We start from the raw sequence: 15219 nt of genomic DNA, 5'->3' as shown, positions 1-15219 counted from the left end.
ATAGGCTTTATTCCATTCACGGCAGGAGGCTCAATGCATTGTCCATTTTGCAGCGCGACAGATACTAAGGTGATCGATTCCCGATTAGTGGCGGAAGGCCATCAAGTGCGTCGTCGCCGAGAATGCACCGAATGCCACGAAAGATTTACTACCTTCGAAGGGGCCGAATTAGTGATGCCACGGGTGATTAAACGCGATGGCACGCGCCAACCCTTTGATGAAGAAAAGCTGCAGGCAGGTATGTTACGCGCGGTCGAAAAGCGCCCCGTGTCTATGGATGAAATCGAGCAGGCCTTAAGTAAAATCAAGTCAACGCTGCGGGCTACCGGCGAGCGCGAAGTGCCATCCGAGATGATAGGTAACTTGATGATGGAGCAGTTAATGAGCCTAGATAAGGTTGCCTATATTCGTTTTGCCTCGGTTTATCGCGCCTTTGAAGACGTCTCCGAATTCGGTGAGGCGATTGCGAAACTGCAAAAGTAATGTGGGTTATCTTAAGTTAGTGCTTAGGTTAGTGCTTAGGTTAGCGCCTCGTTATGCGCCGCATTCGGGCATGCTTTCTAAAGATTTCATAGGGTTTATATGAATTGGTCAGAACTCGATAGCCAGATGATGAGCCGAGCCATACAACTGGCTCGCAAAGGATTTTATACCACTCGCCCCAATCCCTGTGTGGGCTGCGTTATCGTAAAAGATAATCAGATTGTCGGTGAAGGTTATCATCAAAAAGCCGGCGAGCCACATGCCGAGGTGCATGCACTGCGCATGGCTGGCGAGCTTGCCCGTGGCGCGACCGCCTATGTCACCTTAGAACCTTGTAGCCATTATGGCCGCACACCGCCGTGTGCCTTGGCACTGATCAATATTGGTGTAAAACGAGTCGTGGTGGCGGTTGAAGATCCCAATCCGCAGGTCGGTGGCCGAGGTATTCAAATGCTGCGCGATGCGGGTATTCAAGTGGATGTTGGCTTGCACCGCGACGAAGCTTACGCTTTAAATCTTGGTTTTATGAAGCGCATGGAATCAGGCCTACCTTGGGTGACGGTAAAGCTTGCCGCGAGTCTCGATGGTAAAACCGCGTTATCAAACGGTGTGTCCAAATGGATCACAGGCCCCGAAGCTCGCCGCGATGTGCAGCGCTTACGTTTACGCGCCTGCGCACTAGTGACAGGGATTGACACTGTGCTAGCCGATGACCCTTCGCTCAATGTGCGTTACTCAGAGCTTGGCAGTCTTAGCTCACAATTGAGTGAAGCGCAGATTTTACAACCGTTGCGGGTGATTTTAGACAGTCGTTGCAGGATGCCGATTACGGCAGCCTTGCTTGCGATTGAATCGCCGATATTATTAGTTTCAACTGAGCCTTACTCGCCAGCCTTTATGGCGCAGTTGCCCGCCCATGTGACTTGTCTTCAATTACCGGCCATCGAAGGTCGAATCTCGCTGCCTGCACTCTTAAGCTATTTAGGCAAAAGCTGTAATCAGGTGCTTATCGAAGCGGGCGCGACCTTAGCCGGCGCCTTTATCGGTGACGGATTAGCCGATGAATTAGTGTTATATCAAGCGATGAAAATCCTTGGCGCACAAGGACGTAATCTACTCGAATTACCCGATTATCAAATGATGGCAGATATTCCGATCCTCAAACTGGTCGATGAGCGTAAAGTGGGCGCGGATACGCGTTTCACCTTGAGACTCTCGTCCAATCCATCTTTAGCGAATAAGTGAGTTAACCATGTTTACTGGGATTATTGAGGCCGTTGGCACGCTGCGAAAGCTTGAACGTAAAGGCGATGATATTCGTTTGACGGTCGCCAGTGGCAAACTGGATTTAAGCGATGTGCGTTTAGGCGACAGTATCGCCACCAATGGGGTGTGTTTGACTGTGGTTCAGCAATTAGCCGATGGCTATGTGGCGGATGTGTCGGCTGAAACTGTCAGTCTCACAGGCTTTGCTAACTATAAAGTCGGCACTAAGGTTAATCTTGAAAAAGCCGTTACCCCGACAACTCGCCTCGGCGGGCATATGGTCAGCGGCCATGTGGATGGCATTGCCACCGTAGAGCAGCGTCTTGCTCGTGGGCAAGCAATCGAATTTTGGTTAGCGGCGCCTGCTGAGCTGGCTCGCTATATCGCCCATAAAGGTTCTATCACCATCGATGGCGTGAGCCTGACGGTAAACGAAGTCGATGGACACCGTTTCCGATTAACTATAGTGCCCCATACTGCGGGTGAAACCACGCTGGTAGATTTGAAAGCCGGCGATAAGGTGAATATTGAAGTGGATTTAATCGCCCGCTATTTAGAGCGTTTAATGCGCTTTGATACTAAAGAAACTCAAGGCGGTGGGGTGACCATGGAAATGTTAGCCCGTGCTGGCTTTGTGCGTTAGGGCACTGGCACTTAGCTCACTTAGGTATAGAATTTCATAACAACAGTAAAATCATAAAGGTCCTACAATGGCGCTGCACAGTATAGAAGAGATCATCGAGGATATTCGTCAAGGCAAAATGGTTATTTTGATGGATGACGAAGACAGAGAAAACGAAGGCGACCTGATTATGGCGGCCGAGCTGGTCACGCCTGAAGCGATTAACTTTATGGCGAAATACGGTCGTGGACTCATCTGTCAAACGATGACTAAAGCCCGTTGCCAGCAGTTAAACCTGCCCTTGATGGTGACTAATAACAATGCGCAGTTCTCGACTAACTTTACGGTATCGATTGAAGCGGCAGAAGGCGTAACCACAGGGATTTCGGCCCACGATCGCGCCGTAACGGTAAAAGCTGCCGTGGCTAAAGATGCCAAGGCGTCGGATTTAGTGCAGCCGGGTCATATCTTCCCATTAATGGCGCAGGACGGCGGCGTGTTAACCCGCGCAGGTCACACGGAAGCGGGTTGTGATTTAGCCCGTTTAGCAGGGCTTGAGCCATCGGGAGTGATAGTTGAGATCCTCAATGAAGACGGCACTATGGCCCGTCGTCCTGATTTAGAGATTTTCTCTGAATTACATGGGATTAAAATCGGCACTATTGCGGCGCTCATCGAATACCGCAACACCAAAGAAACCACAGTCGTGCGCGAAGCCAAATGTAAACTGCCGACCCGCTTTGGCGAGTTCGACATGGTGACCTTTAGGGACACTATCGACAATCAACTACACTTTGCCTTAGTGAAGGGCGAGGTGAAGCCAGATTGTTTAGTGCGCGTACACTTACAAAATACCTTCAACGATTTACTCCACTCAGAGCGCGATCAGCAGCGCAGCTGGCCGCTTGAAAAAGCCATGGAGCGTATTTCTGCCGAAGGTGGTGTGTTGGTGTTGCTGGGCAATCAAGAGCATCCTTGTGAAATCCTCTCTAAAGTCAAAGCCTTTGAGGCGGAAGATCAAGGTCAAGCGCCAGCCTCTGCAAAATGGCAAGGCACTTCACGCCGCGTGGGTGTGGGCTCGCAAATCCTTGCCAGCCTTGGGGTGACCAAAATGCGCCTCTTGAGCTCACCTAAGCGTTATCACTCGCTCTCGGGCTTTGGTCTTGAAGTGACTGAATATGTGGCGGAGTAACAGGCTGAGCTTGTTAGACGTTGTACTAAGGTAAAATTAATTATTTGTATAATTTGCATAGGGCTGTGGGCGATTGACTGTGATATCATGTCGCCACTTTTCGCCCAGAGCCGGGTGCTTTAGCTAAATTAGGTAAGAAAATGAACGTAGTTCAAGGTAATATCGAAGCGAAGAATGCCAAAGTTGCGATTGTAATTTCGCGTTTTAACAGCTTTTTAGTTGAGAGCCTGCTTGAAGGTGCACTTGACACGCTGAAACGTTTTGGCCAAGTCAGTGACGAAAACATCACTGTCGTCCGTGTACCTGGTGCGGTTGAGTTACCGCTGGCTGCACGTCGTGTTGCCGCAAGTGGTAAGTTTGACGGTATCATCGCACTCGGTGCAGTGATCCGTGGTGGTACCCCTCATTTCGATTTTGTTGCAGGTGAATGTAACAAAGGTCTAGCTCAAATCGCATTAGAGTTCGATCTGCCCGTTGCTTTCGGTGTATTGACTACAGATACCATTGAACAAGCCATTGAGCGTTCAGGTACTAAAGCGGGTAACAAGGGCGGCGAAGCTGCACTTAGCTTGCTAGAAATGGTCAACGTTCTGCAGCAGCTAGAACAACAGTTGTAATAGTAGGAAAAATAATGAAGCCTTCTGAGCGCCGCAAGGCCCGCCGTTTAGCCGTACAAGCCATCTATTCATGGCAACTAAGCGGGAATAATATTGCCGATGTCGAGCATGAGTTTTTAACTGAACAGAGTCTCGATGGTGTAGACGTAGCTTATTTTCGTGAGCTATTTGCAGGCGTAGCAACTAAGAAAACCCAACTGGATGAGTTGTTCATTCCACACTTGGACCGCCCCATTGATGAGGTGTCGCCAGTGGAGAAGGCCATAGTTCGCTTAGCGGCCTATGAGCTGACTTTCCGTAAAGATGTGCCGTTCAAAGTCGCGATTAACGAGGCGATTGAACTGGCTAAAGCTTTCGGTGCGGATGAAAGCCATAAGTTTGTTAATGGATTACTCGACAAACTGGTTGCACGTAAGTAATAAGGACAAACGGTATCTTAGGATACCGTTTTTCATTGCTAACAAAGGTGGCCGATGTGAGTCGCGCCAAACTGTACAGTGAAAGAATTCCAACTTATTGAATGTTATTTCAATCACCGCGGCCCCACGCGCCGTGATGTCAAACTGAGTATTGGCGACGATTGCGCCCTAGTGCAGCCCGCCGAAAACAAGTCGATCGCCATCTCCTGCGATACCTTAGTCGAAAACGTTCACTTCTTCCCCGATATTCCCCCTCAAGCCTTAGGTTACAAAGCCTTAGCAGTGAATCTTTCAGATTTAGCCGCCATGGGGGCAGAGCCTGCGTGGATGACGCTTGCGCTTACCTTACCAGAGGTTAACGAAGCGTGGCTGAGTGGGTTTAGTGAGGGACTCTTCGAAGCGGCTGAATACTATGGTATTGCCCTCATTGGCGGCGATACCACCCGCGGCCCTAGAGCCATTAACATTACCGTGCATGGACAAGTGCCACAGGGTAAGGCATTGACTCGTCACGGTGCAAAAGCGGGTGACTGGATTTATGTGACCGGTACGCTCGGCGATTCAGCATTAGGACTGGATTTGATCCGCGGCGTGCAGCATGCGCGTACGGAGCATAAAGAGTTCTTAATCAATCGCCATTATCGTCCAACACCTCGAGTGTTAGCGGGTCAGTCGTTACGGTCTTTAGCATCCAGCGCTATCGACTTATCCGACGGTTTTATCTCGGACATTGGCCATATCCTCAAAGCATCGCAGGTAGGCGCGGTTGTGGATGTAGGCTCGATTCCGTTGTCCCGCGCCATGCAGGATACCGTGAGCGAAGAGCATGCCTTAGGTTATGCGCTAACGGGGGGCGAGGATTATGAGCTGCTCTTTACCGTGCCTGAGGCGCAAAAAGGTGCGTTAGAAACAGCACTGAGCCACGCGGGGACTAAGTTTGTGCGGGTTGGACAAATCTGTGCGGGCAGTAAACTTAAGTTGCAACTCAATGGTGAGCCGTTTACGCCGCCATATCATGGTTTTGAGCACTTTTAATGAAGTTGTTATCCCAAGATCAGGCGCTGTCGCGCCTGTCTCTTAAAAATCCAGTCCATTTTTTAGCATTAGGCTTTGGCAGTGGTTTAGCGGCTAAGGCGCCCGGCACCTTTGGCACCTTGGCGGCCGTGCCGCTCTATTTGTTATTGGCCCAATTGCCCTTGAGTTGGTACTTAGCTGTAACCTTAGTATGCGTACTCGCGGGGATTTATATCTGCGATAAAGCTGCTAGGGATATGGGTGTACATGATCATGGTGCAATCGTTTGGGATGAAGTGGCAGGCCTATTAATCACAATGATTGCCGCGCCTGCCGGAGTGCTCTGGTTAGTCGTTGGTTTTGTGCTGTTTCGTCTCTTTGACATTATCAAGCCTTGGCCAATCCGTTGGCTCGATGCCAAGGTCGAAGGTGGCTTTGGGATTATGATCGACGATGTATTAGCAGGCATTTTCGCGCTTATTGGTGTGCAGGCTCTCGCAGCTTTTATCCATTAACGAAACCGATTTGTGATAATCAAGCAGCCTTTAGTGAATGCTAAAGGCTGTTTTTATTTGCGAGATTGTTGAGTGCTGAGCTATTAGTGCGGATGCCGCGGTTTGACAATAAAGAGATCGGTTCGTAGCTTGTTAATAATATTTCGCGCCGCATTACCTTTGAATGCGCTCAACATGCCTTTGCGTTCGGCGCTGCCCATCACCAGCATATTGACGTTGAGCCTACGGGCCTCATTGGAAATCGTATCTTCGGGCAAGCCTTCTTCTACGTGTAGGTTGCGGGTATTGAGATTGTGCTGCCGTGCCACAGTGCTGAGCTTCGCTTTATATTTTTCCCGCTCTGAAACGGATTCTTGCTGCTGATGATTAAAGCTCATGTAAAAGGGATCGGGTAAGTAGCTATTAATTAAATGCAAATCGTTTGAGAGCAAGCTCGCTATCCGCTTACTTTCTTCTATTAGGGTTTCATTAAACTCGAGGTGAGTCATATTTTCATTATCGAGTTCCAATGCGGTGAGAACATGGCCGTTCTCATGCCAATCCTCAAGATCCACAAACATCACTGGAATATGGGGTAATCGTAGCAATTGCCATTCATCTGCAATTAAAAATTCATTGAAGAAAGGTGGATAGAATTTGTGACTGACGATGATGAGATCATAGTCAAACTGATTACATTCGTTGACGATAGCATTGTGTATTGAGTGGGATAGGCATTCTTTTATGTGGATTGGATATTGTTTATCTGGATAAGCCAAGATGGGCTTTCGTCTTTCATCTGGCATCTGCTTAGATTTATCTCTATGAAATAAAAGGTTGAGATTAAAATTGTGGGTACGTTTTACCTTGAGAACGGTTAAGGACGCATGGCATTTTCTAGCCAAGACAACGGACTTTTTGAGTACGGCATTGGGCGGAACTGAATCATCTACTGCTGCGAGAATGTGCTGGAAAGGCATGATCAACTCCTATTGACCAGAGAGGTAATTAAGTCTAGGAGAGCGGGTGTTATTCGATAATATTAAATATCACTATCAAATTTGCAATCTAGCCAATAATAATCTAACTGAAATTAATATTTAAATTTCATTAGGTTATTGAAAATGGTGACAGGACTATTGATTATTTTTTTATAAATATGGCGATTAATATAAAAAATTATTCATTCATCCTTCACGGAGGGCGATTGTTATCGTTATCAGTTATTTTGCATTCCGCGAGTCAGTATCTGGGGATATCAATATTCTAACGTCTTAAAATGTCTAATATTGTGAATGCCTCTGCTTAGGTTTATCCCTTGTAAATAAGATTAAAGGCTCCCTTGGAGCCTTTAATCTGTGTACGACTTTATTTACAGCGGGGTAGCGTGAGTGACTACTGTAATAATTACCTAGTGCAATAGCTCCCTACTGCAATAACTCCCGCGCATTGGCTAAGGTGTTGGTGGTAATAGTGTCGCCACCGAGTAATCTGGCGAGCTCTTGGATACGTTGATCCCTATCTAAAGGTGTCATAGTGGTTTCAGTGCTTCCGGCCTTGTTGAATTTATTCACAAACATATGTTGATGGCCATTACCGGCAACTTGCGGCAAGTGGGTCACACACAGTACTTGGGTCGATTCGCCAAGGCTACGCAGCATGCGTCCAACGACGGCTGCTGTGGGGCCTGAGATCCCAACATCCACCTCGTCGAAAATCAGGGTAGGGGTAGCAACCTTTTTCGCGGTAATGACTTGGATACCTAAGCCAATACGTGACAATTCGCCGCCTGAGGCAACCCTTGATATAGGTTGTAATGGTTGGCCTGGGTTGGTGGTGACCATAAACTCTATATTATCGCTGCCGTTCATCGACATGATTTCTGGATTGAAATTCACTTCAATGGTGAACTTACCCTTGGGCATGTTGAGCTCATGGATGGATTGAGTCACCAGCTTGTCCAGCTCTTTCGCATAACGGGCGCGGCTTTGACTTAGCTTTTGCGCGTTAGCGAGGTAGGCTACTTTACTGGCCTCCACTTGGCGTTGGATATCTTCTAGCTTATTTTCATCATCATCTAGGGTCGTGAGTTCGGCTCTGAGGGCGAGATGATGTTCGGCTAATTTGTCAGGGCTGACATGGTGCTTACGGGCCAGTTGCATGGCTTTAGAGAGCCTTTCCTCTAAATAGGCAAAATGTGCGGGATCGAGCTCAAGTTTACTCAGGTAGTGCTGCAATTCGCCGGCGCTCTCTTGCACTTGAATAAGCGCCTCGTTCAGCATAGTGCTGACATTGGTTAGTGCTGGGTCATAACTTTGCAGATTTTCGGCAAGGCCGACGGCTTTGTTCAGCAATGACTCGATATTGCTCTCTTCACCATCCGTGAGTAAAAACAGGCTGGCTTGGCAGCTATCTACCAACTCGGTGCCATTAGCCAGGCGTTTATGTTCCTGTTCAATCTCTTCAAATTCACCAACCTTGAGATCAAACTCATCTAACTCTTCAACTTGATATTGCACCAGCTGTTTACGGGCAATACGTTCCTGCTGGGAGGCTTCTAATTGTTTGAGTTCGGCTTCAATTTGTTTACAGCGCTGATAGCTTGCCGCGACAGTGTCTATCAGTAGTCTGTGATTGGCGTAGCTATCGAGCAAGGTGAGCTGATGCTCACTCTTTAACATGGCATGGTGGGCGTGCTGGCCATGGATCCCCACAAGTAATTGCCCCAGTAATTTTAACTGAGTCAAAGGGACGGGATTGCCATTGATATAGGCGCGTGAGCGGCCGTCACTGCCAATGGTTCGACGCAGAATGCACTCATCATCGAGTTCGAGATCGTTATCTTCGAGCCAGCGTTTTGCCAGAGGCACATCCTCGAGCGAAAATCGGGCACTGACTTCGGTTTTGTTCGCGCCAGGGCGAATACTGCTGGCATCGGCACGGTTACCTAGGCATAAGCCTAGCGCGTCAATGGCGATGGATTTTCCCGCGCCAGTCTCACCGGTAATGCTGGTCATACCGGGGCGAAAGTCCAGTTCAAGGAAACGTACGATAGCGAAATTGTTGATGCTGAGTTGGCAAAGCATAGTGAGTTCCTGTCGAAAAACTTACCAAATCACTGTATTGATAAACAGTATATACTGAATTTATATACAGTAAAGTGGCTTTGGGTGAATATTCGACATATCGCGATAATCTAAAGTCTAATTATTTGTTTATGAATAGGTTTTAACGAGCTGTTCCAAAATGGGCAAGCTGAAAAAGGTCACTATAGTGCCAAAGAGTATCCCTTGAGCACTGGTGGAGGCCTGAGTGTTATAGCGCTGCGCCAACAGATAGACGCTTGCCGCCGTGGGCAAGGCACTAAGAATGACACCCATAACGAGGTAGTCGCCCGTGACACCTACGCCTTTTAGCATGAAGTAAACCAAGGCGGGTTGCAGAATAAGTTTAAACAGGTTGATAAGACTCAGTTCGATGAAGTTTGTCAGGCTAAATACCTTGCTATCTTTTTGATAGCGCATGGCTTTCGCCAGTACCATGCCGACGGCAAAGAGGGCGCAGGGGCTGGAGGTATTGCCTATCTGCTGGATCATCATTGCCAAGCCTGCTGGTAAGGTTATCCCTAATGCCGAAATGGCCACGCCAATAAAACAACCTATCACAATCGGGTTTTTCACCACGGCCAGCAGCATGATCACTGCGGCGTGATGTTGTCGCTGTTTATTGGTGGCGAGTTCTAATGAGACCAAGGCCACGGCAAACATGAGTACGGACAATAAACTGGCAATCGCAGCGGCAACTAAGGCGCTTTGTTGCTGGGGGAATAAGATGACAAGGAGTGGAATACCGATAAATGCGGTATTACCAAAAGTGGCATTTAAGGCGCGCACGGCGGCAATCGCAGGCTGTTTAGGATTCACCAGCAGGGAGATGCCGATACAAACGAGGTAAATCACCAACATGGCTGCGCTGTACCCGGCGATAAATCCCCACTGCAGGATCTCTTCAATGGGCTGTTGCGCCAGTGCTATCAAGAGGATGGCCGGAAACGCAATATAATAAACATATTGATTGAGAACTTGGTCTGTTTCTACTGGAAGAAAGCGCAGCTTTTGCACTAGTGTGCCCAGTAGCATGATCCCGAAGACGGCAAACAGAGGGGTTAAAATGGTCATGTCCCTCACTCATCCTTTTGTGTTGCTTATCCCGTAAACGAGTCTCGGGATATTCTCTCAGCCAATTAACGATAATCGGCGCTAGCGCAGTAAATTTATCGGCAAAATAGCATAGCATTCCCCCTAGAGGCTATTGCGCTATGGTCGTAGAAGTGAATAATTCTACGTTTAAAACACAATGAGTTAGTGCGCGTTATGGATGCAGGTACTCACATAAACGATTGGGATTGAAAATGGCTGATGATATAGGCGGCGAGCTGCAGTTAATTTATCTGTTTGTGCATTTAGTGAATGCGGGGAGTTTTTCCCAAGCGGCTAAAGAGCTCGATATGCCCATCGCCACCGTGAGCCGCAAGCTGGCCAAACTTGAGGAGAAGCTCGATAAGCAATTGTTTATGCGTAGCACCCGTAAGCTGCGGTTAACCGAAGAAGGCCTAGCGTTATTCCAACGTTATCAGAGCGTCATTGCCCAATTTGATGAACTCAGCGGTGTCGGCAGTGATAAGCCCGAAGGGACATTGCGGATTGCGGCGCCGATTTCGATTATTTCTATCATCTTTATCCGCGCATTGAACGAGTTTGGGCGTTTATATCCCGATATCCGCTTACATATTTCCCAAAGCAATGAGTTAGTCGATTTAATTGATAAAGGGATCGATGTGGCGATTGTGGGCGGTGCTCAGCCCGATTCCTCTTGGGTGTCGAGCACCTTAGGCGAACTCGATTATCGCCTGTTTGCGACGCCGGAATATTTAGCCTCGGCACCAAAGTTAACCCATCCCGATGATCTTGAAGCCCACCAGTTAATTAAAGTATGGCCACTGTTTAATTGGCACTTAAAGCACCCTAATGGCGAGTCATTTTATTTTAATGGCCCAACAAAGCTCACGCTTACGGATCTACACGGGGCGATTCAGGCGACACTCGACCACGGCGGCATACTTTATGGCCCTGAATTATTTGTAAAGCAGCAAATTAAAGAGGGGCAGTTAACAGTACTCTTGCCCGAATGGATTGGTGAGCAGCGCAGAATATCGATTCTGTATCACCAGCGGAGTCAGCAGCCGCAGAAGGTGAGGGTGTTTATCGAGTTTATGCAGTCTAAGGCGCCCGAGCTGTTTTCGATGGCGTAAGCCAGTTAGCGTTTGCGAGGCTTTAGCGGATTTTTACTCATGGAGTTTTGGGTCTGCTTCGCCTCTTGCAGGCTGGCGCGGGTGGCGGGCACGATACCCAGCTCAAGGTAGTAATTGACTAAACGGCGCAGTTCAAACAAGGACCCAATACGGCTTTGCTGACCTATGGTGAGTTTCCAGGTATCGGTGCGGCCTTCGCTATTGGTTAAGATAAATCCTTGATAAACTAGTTTTTTCATATTGAATGGATGCTTGGCTAAGTCCTATCCCCTCGTGCAGTATTCCCCAGTATAAGATGCTACCTAAAAGCCAAATCTCTTAGGTAGTCAGTTCCTATTTAGGCCACGCTGATGCCGATATTCGATACACCCGCTTCGATAATCTCTTTGCGTAACCCTTTCACTAACTCGGCGGTGATCTTAGGATTTTCTTCGATGATTTCCAGCAGCGTATTTTGCAGCGCGCGCTCTTCTTCCATCACTTCATGGGCGAAGACGTAGTCATCTAAGGCATCATCGGTTAAATCCACATCGCTGATGGTTTCAATGTAGTTCGCCACAGTGCTTGAGGATAACTTGCTGATATTGGTGATATCTTCCTCAAGATTGGTTTGAATCGCCCCAAGTAATGTCGAGAGGGCCACCACGGCGTCCATCGCCGGGTACACACCATAGCTATCAAAGTCGGCAGGTTCTGGGGTGTTATCTTCTAAACGCTGCAAATGCACATCGATGTTGAATTTCAGCTTGTTGTCGTACTGGGATTGCCAAAGAAGCTCGAGCACAGTGCTTAATACCGCAGGATCGCCAAACTCGCAAACCTCTGAAAACAATTGATAGTTAGGTAACATTCGTTGGCAAAGGGCAATGGCAAAGAGTTTTTTCTGTGGTAGTTCTAGCGCCTTTAAACGCTTAAAGAAGCCCGTTTTTTTGGTCATCTGTTATTTCCGCTGATAGCTGTGATAGCACTTGTTTTGCCGCCGATTCTACCTTAGTTAGCTCATCAAGTAACTCTAGTATTTCCGGTTCGAGATCTTCGACACGGGCATCACGTTTCAATGCCGATTCAATCTCTTGGCATAATCGCTGTGTCGTTGGCACCCCACAATAGCAACTAGCACCATGGAGCTTATGGATTGTGCTGAGCATAGTCGCTTGGTCATCTTGACTCAGCGCCGTCTCGATTGCCGAGACGGTTTGAGGCAGTGAATCCAATAACATGCGCAGCATGTCTAAGGCTAAATCCGACTTATGGTTTGCTTGGGTTAAGCAAAGATCCCAGTTGAGGGTGTGTAAATCGAAGTGGGTGAACTTGGGCCGAGTGATCCAGCGGTTTATCTCCGCTTTGAGGGCGGCTTCATCTATGGGTTTAGGCAAGTACCCATCCATACCGCTGCCTAAAATCAGTTCACGTTCCTCGGCAATCGCGTGGGCGGTCACGGCAATAATCGGCGTGTTTCGGTTCATCGACCCTTGGCGGATTTGCTTAGTGGCGCTGATGCCGTCGGTACCCGGCATTTGAATATCCATAAATATAAGGTCGAAGGTGCGGCTCTTGGCTTGTTTGACGGCTTCTTCACCGCTATTAACGGCGATGACGGTCGTCACTAACTCGTTAAGCAGGGTATCAATTAGTTTTAAATTGGCAAAGTTATCGTCTACCGCCAATACGGTCAGTGATTGGCGCGCGGCGGGCACTGTGATGCTGGCAGGTGGTGAAATGTCATATTCTATTGGCGGATAAAGCATATTGCGCGCCAGTTGGTGCTCGCTCACCGGCAGTGACAACACCACATCGGCATTGGGGCGAATAAACTGGCTTAGCACTTCCTGCTCTTGGCAATCGAACAGCACGATTAAGCAATCCGTTTTGGTCTTGGCTTGGTTTAAGGTGCTGACTAATTGATTGGGATTGCTAAATCCATGGCAGCTTAATAGCACATAATCGAATTGATGCTCGGTGGTCGAGAGCGTCGTCTGTAAACTCGGAATGTGTTGATGGTGGGTAACTTTGGTATCCCACAGTTTTAGTTGGCGACTAATCACCGAATGAGTGAGCACTCTTGGCTCATAAAACAGCACGGTTTTATCTTTAAGTTTTTCAAAGGGCAGTGAGTCACCAATTTGGAATTGGCCGAGCCCTAATGGCAGAGTGAACCAGAAGTTTGAACCCTTATCCAACGCCGAGGTAAAGCCAATTTGGCCGCCCATCTGGTTGACGAGACGCTTAGTGATGACCAGTCCAAGCCCAGTACCGCCAAAGCGGCGAGAAATCGAAGAATCAGCTTGACCAAAGGCTTGAAAGAGGAAGTCCTGCTGGCTGTCGTCAATCCCTATCCCGGTATCAATCACATCACAGCGCAGCACCACTTGCTCGTCGGTCTGATTTTGTAATTCTAATTTGACTAACACGCTGCCCGAATCGGTAAACTTGATGGCATTGCCTACTAAGTTATTGATAATTTGGCAAACGCGCATCGCATCGCCGTTAACGTTGTCGGGGACGTTTGGCGCAATATCGACGACCAATTCCAGCCCTTTCGCCTGCGCGCTGCCCGAGATTAAGGTAATCGTCTCACCTAAGGTTTCCCTTAAGCCGAATGGCATTTTTTCTAACACCATTTTACCGGCTTCGAGTTTCGAGAAGTCGAGAATATCGTTGATAATCGCCAGTAGGTTGGTGGCGCTGCGCTCGATGGTATTAATGTAATCGACTTGGCTCGAGTGTAGCGGGGTTTTAACGAGTTGACGGGCAAAGCCTATCACGCCGTTTAAGGGGGTGCGCAGCTCGTGGGACATGTTCGCCAAGAATTCCGACTTAATGCGACTGGCCTCCAGCGCGCGTTTTTTGGCTAAGTCGAGCTCGACGTTTTGGATCTCAATCTGCTCTAAGGTTTCCCGCAGATCCGAGGTGGCCTGATCGATATTTTGCTGCATTTCATCGTGATATTCCGATAGCGAACCCGCCATGGCGTTAATACCGCGTTTAAGCAAATCCAGCTCACCGATAAGATTGCCCTCGAGCCTCGCATCGAGTTTACCCTCACGAATTTTGGCCACCACTCGCACCATTTCGGTAATCGGCTGGGTGACGTTTTTCACCAGACGAAAGGTAAACAGCAGGTTTAATTGCACCCCAATCAAGACGATAATAAAGGCGGCCACGGCGGCCCTGTGTTGCTCGAGCAGCGCACGTTCTTTATTGATAATCACCGAAATATAGCCGAGCAACTCGCCATTATCGGTTTGGATATCAAAATTGATGGGCGCGCCCGGCGCCGGAGGGGCGGTGGCAAAAATCGGCGTTCGAAGGATAAGGCTATCGCCCACATGCTCGATTTCGGTTTTGTGCAGATTACTCAGCGCCTCTTTATAGCGCATGATTTCGAAATCTTTGTGGTAATGCGATGTGACAAAGAGTTGATTTTGAATGTCAAAAATAGCGATGGATTTCACGAGCGTGGATTTATTCAGCTGCGCGGCGGCAAGGAGCCGTTTGGTGGCCTCTCTGTCATTGCCCACGAGTCCCACTTCACTGGCAATCGCTAGAGGCTCGATAATATTGCTGCCCTGTTCAATCAGCGTATCTTCGAGTTCATAGAAGCGATTTATGGTAAAGTAGCTGCCCAGCAGAATACCGACTAAGATCGTCGGCGCAAGCGCAAGCACCAGAACCCAGGAACGTAAGCTGTATTTGGTCATGTTGTTGACAGGGTTCATAGCCGCAGCGCAGTTTCCTAAGTTCTAGGGACGATATAATTTTATAAGACTGCCAGAAAAAGGGCGGTCTTTACCAGTTTTT

At 48.3% G+C, this 15219-nt stretch carries 15 protein-coding genes; 9 read left to right on the top strand and 6 right to left on the bottom strand.

Annotated features, from left to right (window positions below; all coding sequences use genetic code 11):
- Positions 1–33 precede the first annotated feature (33 nt).
- From nrdR to L2713_RS06870, 8 genes are all read left to right on the top strand, one after another.
- Positions 34–483 carry a transcriptional regulator NrdR gene (gene nrdR, locus L2713_RS06905; protein WP_011073317.1) on the top strand — a complete coding sequence of 150 codons (450 nt, stop codon included), beginning with the start codon at positions 34–36 and terminating at the stop codon, positions 481–483.
- Between the two features lie 99 nt (positions 484–582).
- On the top strand, positions 583–1728 hold the full coding sequence (gene ribD, locus L2713_RS06900) for a bifunctional diaminohydroxyphosphoribosylaminopyrimidine deaminase/5-amino-6-(5-phosphoribosylamino)uracil reductase RibD (protein ID WP_248967381.1): 1146 nt from the start codon (positions 583–585) through the stop codon (positions 1726–1728).
- 7 nt (positions 1729–1735) lie between these two features.
- Positions 1736–2392 (top strand): riboflavin synthase, encoded by a 657-nt coding sequence (locus L2713_RS06895; RefSeq protein WP_011621887.1) that lies wholly within the window; start codon positions 1736–1738, stop codon positions 2390–2392.
- 67 nt (positions 2393–2459) lie between these two features.
- Positions 2460–3563, top strand: coding sequence for a bifunctional 3,4-dihydroxy-2-butanone-4-phosphate synthase/GTP cyclohydrolase II (gene ribBA, locus L2713_RS06890; RefSeq protein ID WP_011621888.1), 1104 nt, complete (start codon positions 2460–2462; stop codon positions 3561–3563).
- A 140-nt stretch (positions 3564–3703) separates the two neighbouring features.
- Positions 3704–4180 carry a 6,7-dimethyl-8-ribityllumazine synthase gene (gene ribH, locus L2713_RS06885; protein ID WP_011073313.1) on the top strand — a complete coding sequence of 159 codons (477 nt, stop codon included), beginning with the start codon at positions 3704–3706 and terminating at the stop codon, positions 4178–4180.
- 14 nt (positions 4181–4194) lie between these two features.
- Positions 4195–4599, top strand: coding sequence for a transcription antitermination factor NusB (gene nusB, locus L2713_RS06880; protein WP_011621889.1), 405 nt, complete (start codon positions 4195–4197; stop codon positions 4597–4599).
- A gap of 78 nt (positions 4600–4677) precedes the next feature.
- Positions 4678–5634, top strand: a complete 957-nt coding sequence (gene thiL / locus L2713_RS06875; RefSeq protein WP_248967380.1) for a thiamine-phosphate kinase — start codon at positions 4678–4680, stop codon at positions 5632–5634.
- Positions 5634–6128, top strand: coding sequence for a phosphatidylglycerophosphatase A family protein (locus tag L2713_RS06870; RefSeq protein WP_248967379.1), 495 nt, complete (start codon positions 5634–5636; stop codon positions 6126–6128). Before thiL ends, L2713_RS06870 begins: the two co-directional genes overlap by 1 nt.
- An 83-nt stretch (positions 6129–6211) precedes the next feature.
- Here the strand turns inward: L2713_RS06870 and L2713_RS06865 are convergent, their stop codons facing one another.
- From L2713_RS06865 to L2713_RS06855, 3 genes are all read right to left on the bottom strand, one after another.
- On the bottom strand, positions 6212–7087 hold the full coding sequence (locus tag L2713_RS06865) for a universal stress protein (protein ID WP_248967378.1): 876 nt from the start codon (positions 7085–7087) through the stop codon (positions 6212–6214).
- Positions 7088–7534: 447 nt separating this feature from the next.
- Complete coding sequence (recN, locus tag L2713_RS06860) at positions 7535–9193, bottom strand: DNA repair protein RecN (protein ID WP_248967377.1); 1659 nt, start codon at positions 9191–9193, stop codon at positions 7535–7537.
- A 129-nt stretch (positions 9194–9322) separates the two neighbouring features.
- Positions 9323–10285: an AEC family transporter gene (locus L2713_RS06855; protein ID WP_248967376.1), complete on the bottom strand. Its 963-nt coding sequence runs from the start codon at positions 10283–10285 to the stop codon at positions 9323–9325.
- A gap of 233 nt (positions 10286–10518) precedes the next feature.
- Here L2713_RS06855 and lldR point away from each other — a divergent pair, with 233 nt between their 5' ends.
- Positions 10519–11418 (top strand): LysR family transcriptional regulator LldR, encoded by a 900-nt coding sequence (gene lldR, locus L2713_RS06850; RefSeq protein WP_248967375.1) that lies wholly within the window; start codon positions 10519–10521, stop codon positions 11416–11418.
- Between the two features lie 5 nt (positions 11419–11423).
- On the opposite strand, the gene L2713_RS06845 is transcribed toward lldR, so the two are convergent.
- The 3 genes from L2713_RS06845 to barA form a co-directional block, all read right to left on the bottom strand.
- Positions 11424–11657: a DUF3319 domain-containing protein gene (locus L2713_RS06845; RefSeq protein ID WP_011625558.1), complete on the bottom strand. Its 234-nt coding sequence runs from the start codon at positions 11655–11657 to the stop codon at positions 11424–11426.
- 98 nt (positions 11658–11755) lie between these two features.
- Positions 11756–12355, bottom strand: a complete 600-nt coding sequence (locus tag L2713_RS06840; protein ID WP_011625559.1) for a YjaG family protein — start codon at positions 12353–12355, stop codon at positions 11756–11758.
- On the bottom strand, positions 12330–15137 hold the full coding sequence (gene barA, locus L2713_RS06835; RefSeq protein WP_248967374.1) for a two-component sensor histidine kinase BarA: 2808 nt from the start codon (positions 15135–15137) through the stop codon (positions 12330–12332). Before barA ends, L2713_RS06840 begins: the two co-directional genes overlap by 26 nt.
- Between the last annotated feature and the right edge of the window lie 82 nt (positions 15138–15219).

This window comes from Shewanella seohaensis, assembly GCF_023283775.1.
GTDB classification, from domain to species: domain Bacteria; phylum Pseudomonadota; class Gammaproteobacteria; order Enterobacterales; family Shewanellaceae; genus Shewanella; species Shewanella seohaensis.
This window is presented reverse-complemented; position numbering and strand designations above follow the sequence as displayed.